General features: G+C 60.4%; 12 protein-coding genes and 1 tRNA gene. 3 read left to right on the top strand and 10 right to left on the bottom strand.

Annotated elements, in window-relative coordinates; genetic code table 11:
* Positions 1–9: 9 nt before the first annotated feature.
* The gene (gene pfkB / locus ACA054_RS03900; RefSeq protein WP_497688264.1) at positions 10–951 is read right to left on the bottom strand and encodes a 1-phosphofructokinase; all 942 of its coding nucleotides are present in this window, start codon (positions 949–951) and stop codon (positions 10–12) included.
* Positions 951–3,812, bottom strand: a complete 2,862-nt coding sequence (gene ptsP / locus ACA054_RS03895; protein WP_497688263.1) for a phosphoenolpyruvate--protein phosphotransferase — start codon at positions 3,810–3,812, stop codon at positions 951–953. The genes pfkB and ptsP overlap by 1 nt, the downstream gene beginning before the upstream one ends.
* Positions 3,813–4,105: 293 nt before the next feature.
* Between ptsP and cra the strand changes: the two genes are divergently transcribed.
* Together cra and ACA054_RS03885 are read left to right on the top strand one after the other, a co-directional pair.
* On the top strand, positions 4,106–5,101 hold the full coding sequence (gene cra / locus ACA054_RS03890; RefSeq protein WP_497688262.1) for a catabolite repressor/activator: 996 nt from the start codon (positions 4,106–4,108) through the stop codon (positions 5,099–5,101).
* Between the two features lie 3 nt (positions 5,102–5,104).
* Complete coding sequence (locus ACA054_RS03885) at positions 5,105–5,881, top strand: TatD family hydrolase (protein WP_497688261.1); 777 nt, start codon at positions 5,105–5,107, stop codon at positions 5,879–5,881.
* Here ACA054_RS03885 and ACA054_RS03880 read toward each other — a convergent pair whose 3' ends face one another.
* From ACA054_RS03880 to ACA054_RS03860, 5 genes are all read right to left on the bottom strand, one after another.
* Positions 5,882–6,271 (bottom strand): hypothetical protein, encoded by a 390-nt coding sequence (locus ACA054_RS03880; RefSeq protein ID WP_497688260.1) that lies wholly within the window; start codon positions 6,269–6,271, stop codon positions 5,882–5,884. It abuts the gene before it with no gap.
* Between the two features lie 179 nt (positions 6,272–6,450).
* A complete protein-coding gene (locus ACA054_RS03875; RefSeq protein ID WP_497690242.1) occupies positions 6,451–7,155 on the bottom strand; it encodes a methyl-accepting chemotaxis protein in 705 nt (234 codons plus the stop codon).
* A gap of 2,525 nt (positions 7,156–9,680) precedes the next feature.
* A complete protein-coding gene (gene ampE, locus ACA054_RS03870) occupies positions 9,681–10,517 on the bottom strand; it encodes a regulatory signaling modulator protein AmpE (RefSeq protein ID WP_497688259.1) in 837 nt (278 codons plus the stop codon).
* The gene (gene ampD, locus ACA054_RS03865; RefSeq protein WP_497690241.1) at positions 10,517–11,074 is read right to left on the bottom strand and encodes a 1,6-anhydro-N-acetylmuramyl-L-alanine amidase AmpD; all 558 of its coding nucleotides are present in this window, start codon (positions 11,072–11,074) and stop codon (positions 10,517–10,519) included. Before ampD ends, ampE begins: the two co-directional genes overlap by 1 nt.
* Positions 11,075–11,172: 98 nt before the next feature.
* On the bottom strand, positions 11,173–12,513 hold the full coding sequence (locus tag ACA054_RS03860; RefSeq protein WP_497688258.1) for a DUF1631 family protein: 1,341 nt from the start codon (positions 12,511–12,513) through the stop codon (positions 11,173–11,175).
* Positions 12,514–12,756: 243 nt separating this feature from the next.
* Here ACA054_RS03860 and nadC point away from each other — a divergent pair, with 243 nt between their 5' ends.
* Entirely contained in the window at positions 12,757–13,605 is an 849-nt protein-coding gene (nadC, locus tag ACA054_RS03855; RefSeq protein ID WP_497688257.1) for a carboxylating nicotinate-nucleotide diphosphorylase, read from the top strand.
* A gap of 95 nt (positions 13,606–13,700) precedes the next feature.
* Here the strand turns inward: nadC and ACA054_RS03850 are convergent, their stop codons facing one another.
* The 3 genes from ACA054_RS03850 to pnp all read right to left on the bottom strand — a co-directional run bounded on the left by ACA054_RS03850 (position 13,701) and on the right by pnp (position 16,526).
* Positions 13,701–14,006: a DUF6388 family protein gene (locus ACA054_RS03850; RefSeq protein WP_497688256.1), complete on the bottom strand. Its 306-nt coding sequence runs from the start codon at positions 14,004–14,006 to the stop codon at positions 13,701–13,703.
* A 134-nt stretch (positions 14,007–14,140) separates the two neighbouring features.
* Positions 14,141–14,216: transfer RNA gene (locus tag ACA054_RS03845), tRNA-Thr, on the bottom strand.
* A 204-nt stretch (positions 14,217–14,420) separates the two neighbouring features.
* Positions 14,421–16,526: a polyribonucleotide nucleotidyltransferase gene (gene pnp / locus ACA054_RS03840; protein WP_497688255.1), complete on the bottom strand. Its 2,106-nt coding sequence runs from the start codon at positions 16,524–16,526 to the stop codon at positions 14,421–14,423.
* Between the last annotated feature and the right edge of the window lie 46 nt (positions 16,527–16,572).

Here is a 16,572-nt window from a genome sequence, read left to right as displayed (position 1 = left end):
CCAACCCTCTTATTGTTCTGTCAGGGGGCGCACGCGCACACCCTGTTCGAGCTGCGCCAGTTGCGCAGCATCGCTGATACCGAAACCGATCTGGGTGACCGCCATCGCGGCAATCGCCGTGGCAGTGCGCAACGTCTGCTCGGGCGTGTCGGCGTTGACCAGGCCATGAAGCATCCCGGCCAGCAGCGAATCACCCGCCCCGACCGTACTGGCAACACTGACCCTGGGTGGCGTGGCGTGCAGCGCCGAACCGACGCTGAACCAGTTCACGCCTTCGGCGCCATGAGATATCACCACATGTTCGATGCCTTGGGCGTGCAGACGGCTGGCGGCTTCAGCCTGGGCCATGACCGACACCACCTCGCCACCGAGCACTTCAGCCAGTTCCTCGGCATTGGGCTTGATCAACCATGGACCGGCCTTGAGCGCGGCACGCAATGCCTGCCCGCTGGTGTCGAGGGCGACCTTCAAGCCCAGGCCTTTCAATCGCCCGATCAACGCCTGCAACCACTGCGGGCTGATGCCTTGGGGCAGGCTGCCGGCAACCACTACCGCGTCATGCCCCGGCGCAATCTGATCGAGACGCTCGAGCAGTGCCTGCTGCGCCGCCGCGCTGACCAGCGGTCCCGGGCCATTGAGGTCGGTGATGCGCCCGTCGCTTTCCGCCAGTTTGATATTGCTGCGCGTCTCGCCGGGAACACGAATAAACGCATCGACAAAACCGCGTTTGGCGAACAGGGTTTCGAACGCTTGCAGATTGTCTTCACCGAGAAAACCGCTGACGGTCAATTGATGCCCGAGGTCCGCCAACACCTGCGCCACGTTCACCCCTTTGCCGGCGGCGTGGGTGTGCATCGTGTCGCTGCGGTTGACCTGACCGGGTTCCAGGCGCGCAAGCTGGACGGTGAGGTCCAGCGCCGGGTTGAGGGTCAGGGTTAAAATCCTGGCCATTACAAAGCCTCCACTAATGCGCGCACTTCATTCGCGCTGCCCACGGCAAGTGCCTGTTGGGCAAGGGTTTGAGCCCGGGTCAGGCTGAGTTCGCGAACCCGCGCCTTGACCTCGGCAATGCTGCGCCCGCCAACACTGAGTTCATCCACACCCAGGCCGACCAGCACCGGCACCGCCAGCGGATCGGCCGCCAGCTCGCCGCACACGCCGACCCACTTGCCATGGGCATGGGCCGCGCGCACGGTGATGTCGATCAATTGCAGTACCGCCGGATGCAAGCCATCGGCCTGGGCCGACAAGGTTGGATGCCCACGGTCGATGGCCAGGGTGTATTGCGTCAGGTCATTGGTGCCGACGCTGAAAAAGTCGACTTCCTTGGCCAGCACCGGCGCTAGCAAGGCCGCCGATGGCACTTCGATCATGATCCCCAATTGCAGGTCCGCCACCGGAATTTCCAGGCGCAGGCGTTCGGTCATGTCCCGCGCCTGGCGCCACTCGTCGACGCTGCCGACCATCGGGAACATGATCCGCAGCGGGCGGTTGTCGGCGGCGCGCAGCAAGGCGCGCAACTGTGCTTCCATGATCTGCGGCCGTTGCAGGGTCAAGCGAATGCCGCGCACCCCGAGGAACGGGTTTTCTTCCTTGGCGATCGGCCAATACGGCAGCGGTTTATCGCCACCGACATCAAGGGTGCGCACCACCAGCGGTCGACCGGCCAGGCCATCGAGAACGCGGCGGTATTCGGCTTCCTGGGTCGCCTCGTCCGGCGCTTGCGGGTGGGCCATGAAAATCAGCTCGGTGCGCAGCAGACCGATCCCTTCGGCGCCCTGCTCTACCGCACTGTTGACGCCGGCGCTTTCACCGATATTGGCGAACACTTCGACCGCGTGGCCGTCGGTGGTCAATGCCGGTTGATGGCGTTGTTCGGCGGCGGCCTTCAGGCGTTGCTCGCGGGTGTCGCGCTCCTGGGTGGCACGCTGCAAGGTCGCCGCGTCGGCGTCCACATGCAAACGACCGCGTTGACCATCGATCAACAGCGGCGTACCCGGTGCCAGCAGCAACACCGCGGCACCGGCGCCCACCAGCGCTGGAATCCCCAAGGCCCGCGCCACAATCGCGCTGTGGGCGGTGGCGCCACCCCGCGCGGTGAGAATGCCGGCGACACGGGTCGGATCAAGTCGCGCCACGTCAGATGGACCGACTTCGTCCATCACCAGAATGTACGGCTGTTCAGGTTCACTCAGGGTTTCGACACCACTGAGTTGCGCCAGCACTCGGCGACCGATGTCGCGCAGATCGGCGGCGCGCTCGGCGAGCAAGGCGTCCTGCAAGGACTCCTGTTGCCTGGCGGCGGCTTCGATCACGGACATCCACGCCGCTTCCGCGCTTTCGCCCTGCTTGAGACGGGTGTCGACCTCATCGGTCAATTCCGGATCGTCGAGCATTTCCTGGTGGGTGATGAAAATCTCGCGGATGGCCTTGGCCTTGCTGCGCTCGATCAAGCCGCCGATGTCCTGACGCACGTGCGCCAACGCTTGCTTGAGACGCTCACGCTCGATGGCGGCGGACTCTCCGCGCAGCGGGTAATCGATGGTTTGCAGCACCTGAATATGCGCCGGGCCGATGGCGATTCCCGGGGCGGCGGCGATGGCCTGCACCAGACTGCCGGACGCCGGGGCGAGCAGCACTTGGGCCACCTCGAGCATTTCTTCACGCGGCTGGCTCACCGCTGGCAACGGCTCGACTTCTTCTCCGAGGCCTTCTTCGATGGCGGCCAACAGGGCGGGCAAGGCATCGGCAGCAATGCTCGGCTCGGCGATGATTTCCAGCACCTGACCGCGACGGGCACCGAGGCTGAGCAGTTTGCTCAAGCTTTTCACCGACACCGCGCTGTCCTGGCCATCGACGATGCGGATGCGAATCTCGCCTTCGAAACTTTTCGCCAGTTGCGCGAGGATCTTCGCCGGACGGGCGTGCAGGCCGTGGGCGTTGGCCAGCGCAATGCGTGCGCTCGGCCAGTCCGCCGGCAGCTCGCCGCCGAGCACTTCAAGCACCGCGCGGCAACTGGTGGCACGGCCCAACTCATGGCCGCGACCTTCAATCAGCAACGCACACAGGCGTTCTAGCAACGCTTGATGGGCCTCGCCAAGGCTGGCCAGACAAAACAAACCGCTCAGCGGTTGACCGAGGTAGCGCAGCGGTTTGTCCGGAGTGACGAACGCCAAACCCGGACGCTTGACCGTTTGTTCACTGTGCAGCCACCACAGGCCATCGCCCAGCGGTAGCGCTTCCACTTGCTGCAACACGGCGGAGAAACCGTTGCTGACGCAGTCGGCCTGACGCAGTAAACGCGCGCCACGCCAGACCAGCTCTTCGAAATCTTCGGCGGCAACGCCCAGGCCGATCATCTGCGCATCCAGCGCCAGCTCTTGCGGCGCGCCTTGCAGCAGTTTCAGCAAGGCATCGGCGGTACTGGCGCGACGCAAGGCCTGGCCCAGATCAGTCTCGCCCAAGGCACGGGTCAGCAGTTGCAGCAGGCGCAGGTGTTCGTCGGATTTGGCGGCAATGCCGATCGCCAGGTAGACGATCTGTCCGTCGCCCCAGTCCACGCCGTCGGGGAATTGCATCAGGCGCACGCCCGTGGAAAACACCTGATCGCGGGTTTCGGGTGTACCGTGGGGGATGGCGATACCTTGACCGAGAAAGGTCGAGCCCTGGGCTTCACGCGCCTGCAAGCCGCTGAGATAGCCCTCGTCAACCAGGCCGTCGGCAATCAGGTGTCGGGCCAGCAATTGCAACGCTGCGGACTTATCCACAGCCGACTGGCCCATGGATATCTGCTCTATGGTGAGCTCGAGCATGCTTTCTCCTGTTGGCACCCTGAGGCGCCAGGTATTGTTTTTGAATGATCCAGCTTAGGCCTTTGTCTTGAAACAATCTTCGGCGGTTTCGCGGCAGAACCGGCCGAAGAAGCCAATAACGTAGAAAATACGCTTGCTGAAACGTTTAATCTAGAGTGATTGGCACGTTACTCGATAATGTTGCATCGTTGAAGTCCAACTTGTCGGATGCGTTGTGCCCGAGGTCGCCTGCCTGAATCGGGTAGGATTGGTGAAAATGTCGAGGCAAGCTCGAGAAAACAAGGAATAGCGGGTTGAAACTCAGTGATATAGCCCAACTGGCCGGTGTGTCCGTCACCACCGCCAGTTACGTCATCAATGGCAAGGCCGAACAACAACGCATCAGCAGCGCCACCGTCGAACGCGTGCGCGCGGTCGTCGAAGAACATGGCTTCACGCCTAATCCCCAGGCGGCCGGCCTGCGCAGCCGCCACACCCGGACCCTGGGCTTCATTCTGCCGGACCTGGAAAACCCCAGTTACGCGAGGATCGCCAAGCTACTGGAACAAGGCGCCCGGGCGCGTGGCTACCAGCTGTTGATTGCCAGCTCCGACGATGCACCCGACAGTGAACGGCAACTGCTTCAATTGTTCCGCGCCCGTCGCTGTGATGCCCTGATCGTCGCCAGTTGCCTGCCGCGCGGTGACGACAGCTACCGCCAGCTGCAAGCCAAAGGCATTCCGATCATCGCCATCGACCGGGTCATGGAGCCTGAATATTTCTGCTCGGTGATCAGCGACGACCGAGAGGCCAGCCTGCACCTGACCCAAAGCCTGCTTGATCCGTTGCCCAAACAGATCGCCTTGATCGGCGCCCGTCCCGAGTTGAGCATCAGCCAGGAACGGGCCGCCGGTTTCAAGGAAGCCCTGACCGGGTACGACGGCGAGGTACTGATCGAACACGGTGAGTCGTTCAGCCGTGAGTGCGGCAAACAGTTGATGGAAGAACTGCTCCAGCGCGTAGGACATTTGCCCGAGGCACTGGTGACGACGTCTTATGTACTGCTTCAGGGTGTATTCGATGCGTTGCACGACTTCCCGCTGAAAACCCGTCCGCTGCGCCTCGGCACATTTGGTGACACCCAGTTGCTGGATTTCCTGCCGCTGCCGGTGAACGCCATGGCACAGCAACACCAATTGATTGCTGACAAGGCACTCGAACTCGCTCTGGCGGCCATCGAGCAATCCGATTACCAACCCGGTGTGCAGGCCATCGCGCGGACGTTCAAACAACGTATTCGCCAGGACTGAGCCATGGACCTGATCGACACCCACACCCACCTGGACTTTCCCGACTTCGACGCGGATCGTCAGGCGCTAATGGCCCAAAGCCGTGCTCTCGGGGTGCGGCAGATGGTGGTGCTGGGGGTTTATCAGGGCAATTGGCAGCGCGTCTGGGAACTGGTGCAAAGCGATCCCGACCTGCATGCGGCGTTCGGTTTGCACCCGGTGTACCTGGAGGATCATCGCCCCGAGCATCTCACCGAACTGGGCGACTGGCTGACGCGATTGGCCGGCCATCGCCAGCTGTGTGCGGTGGGCGAGATCGGCCTGGACTACTTCATCGAAACCCTGGACCGTGAGCGCCAGCAAGCGTTGTTCGACGCGCAACTGCAACTGGCGGTGGATTTCAACCTGCCCGCGCTGATCCATGTGCGCCGCAGTCATGCGGCCGTGATCGCCACGCTCAAGCGTTTCAAGTTGAAACGCGCCGGGATCATCCATGCCTTCGCGGGCAGCGAGGAAGAAGCTCGCGAATACATCAAACTCGGTTTCAAGCTAGGCCTCGGTGGCGCTGCGACCTGGCCCCAGGCACTGCGCATGCACCGCGTGCTCGCCCGGTTGCCGCTGGAATCGGTGGTGCTGGAAACCGACTCGCCAGACATGGCGCCCGTGATGTTCCCAGGCCAGCGCAACAGCCCGGCGCACTTGCCGGCGATCTGCACGGCACTGGCGGCAATCATGTCGCTCGCCCCCGAACAACTGGCCGCCGCCAGCAGTGCCAATGCCCGCGAACTGTTCAACTGGTAATCAGTCGATGTGGGCCTTGGCGGCATCAAGAATCAGCGTCATGTGCTGACGCTGACGGGCCAATCGAAGGGCAACGAAGTAGACGAAAATCGCCACCAGCGAAACGTTCAGTTGCTCCACGACGCTGAGCATTCCAATCCATTCCATTACCAACGCCACCAGCAATGTGCTGCAAATCATGACTAACAGGCTCGCCTTCAACATGGCCACTGCGTCCAGGGACTTGAAGCGCTTGATCTGTGTCGGGTCGCACAGTTGCAGGGTTTTCTGACAGTGAGAACAGGTGAATGCTTCGTTGATTGCAATGGCATTGAGTTGCCAGGGTTTGAGCAATAGCGTGCGCTGGCAATGTGCACAGCGACCCTGGATTCCAAGTGTTGCAACAGCCATGACCGGGCCTCCTTCAAGCGGTTGATTGAAGTGGATCTTCGTTCATTGAAGACGAAAAACCAGAGCGCGGGGGAAAACAGGACTGTTCCCACGAAAGCTGAGAATAGGTACTACAAAATTTTCAGACATTCACAAACCTGTGGGAGCAATCTCGCTCCCACAGGAGGCCGAGCTGCTTTTTAAACCCGGAAGGCGCTGATCAGCTGTTTGAGCTCCACAACCTGCGCCGACAGCGCGCGGCTGGCATCCTCCGTCTGATTCGCACCTTCAGCCGTGCGTTCTCCGGCACGATTGATCTCGACGATGTTCTGGTCAATGTCGTGGGCCACGGCGGTCTGCTGTTCCACAGCCGCGGCGATCTGCTGGTTCTGGTCGACGATCATGCCGACAGCCCCCAAGATATTTTCCAGGGCCTGCTGGACCTTTTCCGACTGCCCCACCGTACCGTTGGCCATCTCATGGCTGACGCCCATCGCCTTGACCGCGGCCCCGACTCCGCCGTGCAGCTTGGCGATCATCTGTTCGATTTCTTCGGTCGATTGCTGGGTGCGCTTGGCCAGCGTACGGACTTCATCCGCCACCACCGCAAACCCGCGGCCCTGCTCACCCGCCCTGGCTGCCTCGATGGCGGCATTGAGTGCCAGCAAGTTGGTCTGCTCGGCGATGCTCTTGATCACCTCCAGCACACGACTGATGGACTGGCTGTCGCTGGCCAGTTGGTTGATCACCTGCACCGACTGATCGATTTCGCTGGCCAGTGCAGCGATGCTGCCCTGCTGCGACTGCACCAGCCCACGACCGCTCACCGTTTCGTCATTGACGCTGTGGGCGCTGCTGACTGCGGCGGCAGCGCTGCGCGCCACCTCCAGGGAGGTGGCCGACATCTGGTTCATCGCGGTGGCGACCTGCTCGATCTGCGAGCGCTGCCCGGCCACGGCCTGGTTGCTTCGCGCCGAGACACTCTCGACTTGCCCGGCTTGGCGCTCGACCTCGCCGACGGTCTGCCCGACACGCTCGATCAAGTCATGGATCTTTTTCACGGTGCCGTTGAACACCTCGCCCAACTCGCCCAGTTCATCACGACTGTGGGCGTTGAAGGTGACCGTCATGTCGCCGGCCGCCACTTTGTCCATGACTGCGCCAAGACGCTTGAGGGTGGTGCGGGTCGAGGCGTAGAAGGCGCCGTAAAGATAAAAGATCAGCACAAACACCACCGACAGCGCCACGGCCTGCAAAATCATGTGCGTGCGGTTCTGTTCCAGGCGCTGTTGCAACTGGGTGCCGAGAAATTTCAAGGTGGCTTCATTGAGTTGATAGGTCTGGCCCATCAGCACCGAGACCTGATCGTAAAAGGCCTGCCACGGCGCATCGAGCGTGTCGGCCATCACCACCTGCTCTTCGAACAGTTCACTGGCCTTTTTCAATGAGGCCTTGCTGCTGTCAGCCTGGGCAGCCAGGGTTTCGCGTGCGGCGTTGCTCGAGCCCGTCGCGTCCTGCAGCTTCAGGCCATACTCGGCCTGGAGCTTTTCGATTTGTGCCAGCAATTCATCGAAACGCGTGCTCGACCCCGAATTGAGAAACCCCTGGCCCAGGGAAGCGGAGCCCAATGCGCGGCCTTCGCCGAGCATCTGGGTGATGCGCGGAGTGACGTTGGTGACCAGTTCACTGAGCTGGCGCATGTCACTTTGGCTGTCGTGGCTCAGGCCGGCCTGACTGGCGATGATCTGGCCGAAGACCTGCGCATTGCCGAGCAGCTTGCCGATCAGTGCACTTTTGCTTTGCAGTGAGGTTTCCGTTTGCTGAGCTTTGAACGCGTTGATCATTTCATCGCGCTTGGCATCGAACAGGGCGATCTGCTCCGGATCGGTGGCCATCGCAGTCAACCCCTGCAAGCGTGCCAGAACACCTTGTTCCAGCTTGCCGATCTGCGCCTCGACATTCCCCGCCTTGCCGGACTGGCCCAGGGCGACGTTGATCTGCACCAGATTGTTCAGGGTTTCCAGATCACGCCTTAACGCGAGGCTGCTGCCCAACAGATCCAGGCTCTGCAGTTCGACCCGGGTGCCCTGGAATTCGCGATAGGAATCACGGACCAGGTAGAAGTTGGTTACCAGCATCGGCACCAGGAACAGTACGCTGATCAGGCTGAACTTCATGCCGAAGCTCAGGCGGTTCATCAGCGCGACGGCGGGATAGAGCAAGCTCATCACTGGAAGTCTCCCTTGGATTTCTTATTTTTATTGGCGAGCGCAGCGAGACAGCAGATAGCCAGTATTCGGCGCTATCTCTGTATAGCGTAAATCAAGGGAGTGTTTTGTAACTTAAGGTTAACGGAACGCACAATCCTGTGGGAGCGAGCCTGCTCGCGAAGGCGGCCTTACAGCCGACCATTCTCTTTCGGGTGTACATATCCATTCCTGCGGTAACGGCCACCTATGGTTTCGCCCTTACGGCGAGTCACTTGGAAAAGCCCTGTAGGAGCGAGCCTGCTCGCGATGGAGGTCAACGATGACGCGGGGAGCCTGACTCCCCGTGGTGCTCTCAGGTTTTTCGTCGGAACGCCGCCCGGAGCATGCTCGCTCCTACAGGGCCCGCCGCGCTGGGCCATTCATGGCCCAGCGCGGCTAACCCGGCATCCATGCCGGGTTACCCACTGCGCAGAACCTCCACTCGGCCTCTCGAGGGGGCAAGAAAATCAAAAGCCAAAGCCAAAGCAAGGCGGCCTGACAGCCGACCTGACTGCAGGTCTGTCCGCGATACAATTGTGGGAGCGAGCCTGCTCGCGATGAACGTCCAGACAACGCGTTCATCCAGACAGGGCGCGTTATCGTTGACGACCATCGCGAGCAGGCTCGCTCCCACAGGGGATTGGGGGTATCTGCAAAAATCAGGTCGGCTGTCAGGCCGCCTCGCTTTGGCTTTAGATTTGGGCGCCCCGTTAACCACGATGGCCGAACGCAGGCATTGCGCAGTGGGTAAACCGGCATGAATGCCGGTTTAGCCGCGCTGGGCCAAGGATGGCCCATCGCGGCGACCCACGGAGCAATGCCGGAGTGAGGGCATGCCGAGCCTAGGCGAGGCACCGAGTGGTGGGGCAAGAGCGTTTGGTTACTTTGCGCTTTTCAAAGTGACCCGCTGTAAAAGCGGAACCCTCGGTGGCCATTACCGCAGCAATGGATATGTACTCAGACAACAATCTCCCAAAGGCTCTGAGCATGGATCAACGTTGCTAGAGGCTGATGGAGGTAGACACAGGTTGACGGACAGGCTGAGGGCGTGAGGGGGCGAGAAAATCAAAAGCCAAAGCAGAACAAAAGCAAAAGCGAGACGGCTTACCGGCCGCCCTGATTTCGGACCTGCAGGAGCTGGCTTGCCGGCGATATCGTCCGGATCGCCGCACCGCCGGTTCCTACGGCAGAACAGTCCACAACGCAAAACCCGCATACCAGAGCACAGCCGCCCGCAGCAGCAACTCCCAGATACGGTCGAGATTGTGAATTCCCTCGGGCCCGACCACCGGAGCTGGAATTTCGCCGGCCACCAGTCCGACCTTTTCGATCAATTGGGCGGCGCTGATGTTCCAGTTCAACAATTCGTGCAACATCACCCGGCTGACCGCGACGAAGTTGCCGACCAGGGCAAGGCTCGCTGCCAACAGACGCACCGGCACCCAGTCGAATGCATGGCGCAGTTGCGCGGCGCGCTCGACCACGGCCGGGTTTTGCCCGTGTTCTTCGGCCAGGGCCAGCAATCGATAACTCAGCGCGGCGACCGGTCCCAGCAGGAAGTACCAGAAAATGATCGCGAAAAAGCTCTGGTAGGCCTCCCACAGCAAATGCCCTTCGACCCGCTCCAGCAGTTGCTCGGCGTTGTCGGCGCAGATGTCCAGATCACGCTTGGCCACATGAGCCGCCGCTTGCAGGTCTTCGCGACGCCAGGCATCGCGGAAGGGCCCGAGACCGCCCAGCAGATCACCGCGCCCCAGGCTGTAGATCACCACCAGCAAATGCACCGGCAGCGCCAATAGACCGTAGGCTACAGGGTCGAGCACCACCAGCAGCAAACCCAGCAGCGCCACCGGAAACAACACCAGCACCGCCAGGACCAGCCACGGACGGTTCACCAGACGCGGGCTGAGTTCAAGCTTGTGCAGCTCACGAATCCAGCCAGCGTCGTGTTGAACCCGGTGGCGCAGGGCCGAAAATTTTTCGATCCACACCGCCAACAGCAACACCAGAAAACTCATTATCCTTCCTCTTGTGCCAAGGCTGCGCGATAGCGTGCCCAGTCGAACGCGGGCCCCGGATCGGTCTTGCGCCCGGGGGCGATATCGCTGTGCCCGCAGATGCGTTGCGCGGTGATTGCCGGAAACGCCGATTGCAGCTGCCGGGTCAGGGTCGTCAACGCTCGATATTGCGCATCGTCGAATGGCAGATCATCCGTGCCTTCGAGTTCGATGCCTACGGAAAAATCGTTACAGGTTTCTCGCCCCTCAAAACTCGAAACACCGGCATGCCAGGCGCGCTCGATGCAAGATACAAACTGAGTGACGGTGCCGTCGCGCTCGATCAGAAAATGCGCAGACACGCGCAGGTCGGCAATCCCTTCAAAGTAGGGATGCTCCGTGACATCCAGGCGGTTTTGGAAAAACTCCTGCACCTTGCCAGTCTTGAACTGCGCTGGCGGCAGGCTGATGTTGTGGATCACCAGCAGGGAAATTTCGCCCTCGGGGCGCGCATTGAAGTTGGGCGAGGGGCATAAATGCACGCCCTTGCACCAACCGCTCGCGGGGTCCAGCTGCATACAGATTCCTTCAACGACGACTGTGTTGGCGCCCAGTATGCCGCGATAGCCCACCGGGAGCGATCACTTGAAGCGATTGAGGTGCTGCAGCTTGCCGATCACTGACGCCAGGGCTCGGTCAAATCATTCGCCATCGTCGAGAACGCGGGCAGTGTGCAGGGTCCTTCCTCAGCCGAAGGCAGAATGATTGGCCCCAATACCTCGACCATCGCCGTCGCATCGGCTCGCGAATGCCCCGGACGATCGAACAATTGAACGTGCAAGCGCTCCAACTCGGTGAAAAACGCGCTGGTGGCAAATGGATCGAACGCCGAACTGCTCAGCCCCTCGCGCAATGACTTGAGTAGCCCCGGAACCAGCGTCAACAAATACTCACGAGCATCGGGCTGGTCATGTCGGTGTACGCTCCAAATCAATTGCATCATGGTCTGCACATCAGCCTGCCACTGCGGTGACAGATGGCCGTGCTTGAGGCAGGTCAGTAGCAACACATTGCTCCAGGTGTCGCGCACGAATGCCAACACACTGTGCGGCAATGTCTTGCCCAGCAGTGCCTGATTCAACGCCAGCTCGACGCACTGGCGAGCCAAAGCGGTCTGGGCGCGACCTTCTTCGGCATCACGAATCCGCTGCTCGAGCAACTCGCTGCGACGGCGCTCGTCAAGGGTGAGCGCGTCAGCTTGCGAACCTTCCGGCATGGCAAGTGCAACTGCGGTGTTGCTATCCACCGTGTCGCTGGTCGGGGCGGGCTTCAGGCCAGGCAGCACACCGGTGGCGATCAACAGTTGGTTGGCCTGGGCGTAAAGCTGGCCGGCGCCACTGAGCACATAGCGATCAAACAGCTTGAGGATGATCAGCTTGACCTTGATGTCCACGCCCAGGTGGCGCCCAGCCGCAAGGAAGCATTTGCAGAGCACTGTCGGCCCCAGGGGATTGTGCTGTTCGATCAGCGTCCTGCCCAATAATGTACTGAGGCGGGCGGTGAGTTGGTCAAGGGCGAAACCGTCGCGGTAGAGCACCTTGTTGACCATCGCGTCCACGGCCAGGTTGCGTCCCGACCTGTCATCCGGCAGAGACGCGCTGGCATCGGCAGACAATGACCGCGGCAGGACCCTGTAAGCGAGGTCGCATTGGCCGAGGCTGATGAACGCCTTGAAGAATTGCTCGAAAAACAACCGCTCGATACTTTTGCGCTTCAAGCGCAAGTCGCGCATCGCTTCAAATAAAAGGTTCTGCTCGACATCATCGAGTGCCCGGTCGGCCATTTCGAAGAGGGTATCGTCGGCATTATCGAACAGCGCCTGCAAGCCCTGCCTGAGCTGTTGAGTAGCCTTGTCGCGTACCTGCAGCACAATGACAGGCAGGCGGGCGAGTGGCGGTTGCGTCGCCTGGTCGCTAGCGACCTTGCGCAAAGGCACTACATTCCCCTCGTTGTGCATCCAGCCTCCTGAAATCTCCAGCCGTCAATGTCATGACGTCAAATCCAAGGCGAATTATCTGGTAAAGGGAGCCCTCGCGCCACCCCGGCGCGCACTGCGCAGGAAAAGGAGGCGGCTCCTGAAAGTCGATCACACACGCAATCGACCAAATGCAGGCTTCAGAACACCCGGAACAGTGCTGACGCCTTGGGTTGCTCAGTGGCATGGCCCTATAATCGGAGCACTTTGTTTGTGGAGTGCCTTATGCCGAATCTACGTCTCGCCGACTTGAACGCCGAAATCGAAGCCAACGTGCGCCGCGCGTTGCTCGAAGACATCGGCAGCGGCGACATCACCGCACAGCTGATCCCGGCCGAACGCCTGGCCAAAGCCACCATCATTACTCGAGACGCCGCCGTCATCAGCGGCACCGCCTGGGTGGATACCGTGTTTCGCCAGCTGGACCCACGGGTTGCGGTGCACTGGCAGGTTGCCGATGGTGAGCGGGTCAAACCCAATCAGGTATTGTTCCACCTCGAAGGGCCGGCCCGCTCGCTGCTGACGGGCGAACGCAGCGCGCTGAACTTCCTGCAGATGCTCTCCGGCGTCGCCACTCGCGCGCAGCAGTTGGCAGACTTCGTTGCCAATACCCAAGTGAAACTGCTCGACACCCGCAAGACCCTGCCGGGGCTGCGTCTGGCGCAGAAGTACGCCGTGACCTGCGGCGGTTGCCACAACCACCGCATCGGCCTGTATGACGCCTTCCTGATCAAGGAAAACCATATCGCCGCCAGCGGAGGCATCCCGCAGGCCATCGCCGCCGCACACAAGATTGCTCCTGGCAAGCCGGTAGAGATCGAAGTGGAAAGCCTGGATGAACTCAAGGAAGCCCTGGCGGCTGGTGCCGACATCATCATGCTCGACGAGCTGAGTCTGGATGACATGCGCGAAGCCGTGCGCTTGAACAACGGCAAGGCAAAGCTGGAGGCCAGCGGCGGGATCAACGAAAGCACGTTGCTGCCGATTGCCGAAACCGGGGTGGATTACATTTCGATTGGTGCGATGACCAAAGATGTGAAGGCTGTGGATCTGTCGATGCGTCTCAGTCTCTGACCAGCAACACAAACCTGTAGGAGCCCGGCTTGCCGGTGATGGCGATCTGGAGGACGCTATCGCCGGCAAGCCGGGCTCCTACAAGAGCGTTATTGTCAGACCACCAGATTGTTCATCTCGCAATACTCTTCCCACTCGACGCCCAAGACCTCGGCCGCTTCCTTGTGCAGTTTCAGGCGTTCGATCTCGTATTCTTCCGGGCTTGATGTGTACTTGAGCGTCAGCTCCCACGGCTGCAAGCCCTGGGCCTCTGCTTCATCCTCGAATGCCCATTGGATCTGGTCTTTCTGATCATCGGCTGGCAATTCCTTGATCTCTTCCAGTAAATGGGGCACGTCCAGCACGTACTTCTTGAGGGCTTCTTCGTGCCTGGCTTCTTGAGTCAATTCTTTAACGGTCATGGCGTTCTCGTTGATCTGGGGAATGGAAGATGGATCTGGATCATCAAGGATCTCTCTGACGCAAAAAAACCGCTTGAAGCCCGGCTTTTCTGGCCTTCAGAACCATTCGGGATCATTTGAAAACAACGTGTCGCTGGTGCCCGAGACAGGAATCGAACCTGCGACCTTCGCGTTACGAGTGCGCTGCTCTACCAACTGAGCTACACGGGCAGTCGGCTAAACCTAGCACTGACCATAGAGTCAGGCAACTTCGAACACTGTTAAAAATCAAAAGATCGCAGCCTGCGGCAGCTCCTACACCAGACCCTGTGTAGGAGCTGCCGCAGGCTGCGATCTTTTGATTTTTCTGCGCATAACAAAACGCCCCGAACCAGTCGGGGCGTTTTGATGATCAGCAGTCAGACGCGGGAGTGATTAAACGCCCGAAGCCTTCGCTGCTGCTACGTCCTTGATGGACAGCTTGATACGGCCGCGGTTGTCCACGTCCAGTACCAGCACTTCCACTTCCTGACCTTCTTTCAGGATGTCGGTCACTTTCTCAACGCGAGCATCGCTCAGCATGGAGATGTGAACCAGACCGTCCTTGCCAGGCAGGATGTTGACGAATGCGCCGAAGTCGACGATGCGCTCAACTTTACCGACATAGATCTTGCCGATTTCGGCTTCAGCGGTGATACCCAGAACGCGCTGACGTGCAGCTTCTGCAGCTTCCTTGGTTTCGCCGAAGATCTTGATCGAGCCGTCGTCTTCGATGTCGATCGAAGCCTTGGTCTCTTCACAGATCGCACGAATGGTCGCGCCGCCTTTACCGATGACATCACGGATTTTGTCGGTGTCGATTTTCATCGCGATCATGGTCGGAGCGTTGGCCGACAGTTCGGTACGCGACTGGCCGATGATCTGGTTCATCTGGCCGAGGATGTTCAGGCGCGCTTCCAGGGCTTGGCCCAGAGCGATTTCCATGATCTCTTCGGTGATGCCCTTGATCTTGATGTCCATCTGCAGCGCGGTCACACCTTTGGCGGTACCGGCTACCTTGAAGTCCATGTCGCCCAGGTGATCTTCGTCACCGAGGATGTCGGTCAGGACGGCGAACTTCTCGCCTTCTTTAACCAGGCCCATGGCGATACCGGCAACCGGCGCCTTCATCGGCACACCAGCGTCCATCAGAGCCAGGGAAGCACCGCAAACGGAAGCCATCGAGCTCGAACCGTTGGATTCGGTGATTTCCGATACCACACGGATGGTGTACGGGAAGTCGGCAGCGGCAGGCAGCATGGCCGAAACCGAACGACGGGCCAGACGGCCGTGACCGATTTCGCGACGACCAGCGCCACCCATGCGACCACACTCGCCTACCGAGAACGGAGGGAAGTTGTAGTGCAGCATGAACGGGTCTTTTTTCTCGCCTTCCAGGGTGTCCAGCAGTTGTGCATCACGGGCAGTACCCAGCGTTGCAACGACCAGAGCCTGGGTTTCGCCACGGGTGAACAGAGCCGAACCGTGGGTCTTTGGCAGAACGCCGACTTCGATGTTCAGAGGACGAACGGTCTTGGTGTCGCGACCATCGATACGTGGCTTGCCGTTGACGATGTTTTCGCGAACGGTGCGGTATTCGATTTCGCCGAAAGCCGCTTTCACTTCGCTGGAAGAAGGCTGGCCTTCTTCACCGGACAGTTTGGCAACAACCTGGTCCTTCAGCTCGCCCAGACGCGCATAGCGGTCAGCCTTGACGGTGATGGTGTAAGCCTGGGAGATCGCTTCGCCGAACTCGGCACGGATAGCGCCCAGCAGTGCGGTGGCTTCTGGCGCAGGAGCCCAGGTCCAGGTTGGCTTGGCTGCTTCGGCTGCCAGTTCTTTAACGGCGTTGATCACAACCTGGAACTCGTCGTGAGCAAACAGTACCGCGCCCAGCATCTGGTCTTCGGTCAGCTCTTTGGCTTCCGATTCAACCATCAGCACAGCGTCCGAAGTACCGGCAACGACCATGTCCAGGCTCGAAGCAGCTTGCTGCTCGTAAGTCGGGTTCAGCAGGTAGCCGGTGCTTTCGTGGAAAGCAACGCGAGCGGCGCCGATCGGGCCGTCGAACGGGATGCCCGAGATAGCCAGGGCAGCCGAGGTACCGATCATCGCAGCGATGTCCGGATCGGTCTTCTTGCTGGTGGAAACGACGGTGCAGACAACCTGCACTTCGTTCATGAAGCCTTCAGGGAACAGCGGACGGATCGGACGGTCGATCAGTCGGGAAGTCAGGGTTTCTTTCTCGGAAGGACGGCCTTCGCGCTTGAAGAAACCGCCAGGGATCTTACCGGCAGCGTAAGTCTTTTCCTGGTAGTGAACAGACAGAGGGAAGAAGCCCTTGCCTGGATCGGCTTGCTTGGCACCAACGACGGTCACCAATACGCTGACGTCGTCGTCAACGGTGACCAATACTGCGCCGGAGGCCTGACGGGCGATACGGCCAGTCTCGAGGGTGACGGTCGACTGACCGAACTGGAATTTTTTGATTACCGGGTTCACGGTGTCCTACCTTCTTTTGTGGCTCTTGGGGAAACTGGGTTCTTGC

The organism is Pseudomonas sp. LBUM1653 (assembly GCF_059716115.1).
The sequence above is the reverse complement of the archived record's forward strand: the minus strand, read 5'-3'. Positions and strand labels throughout refer to the sequence as shown.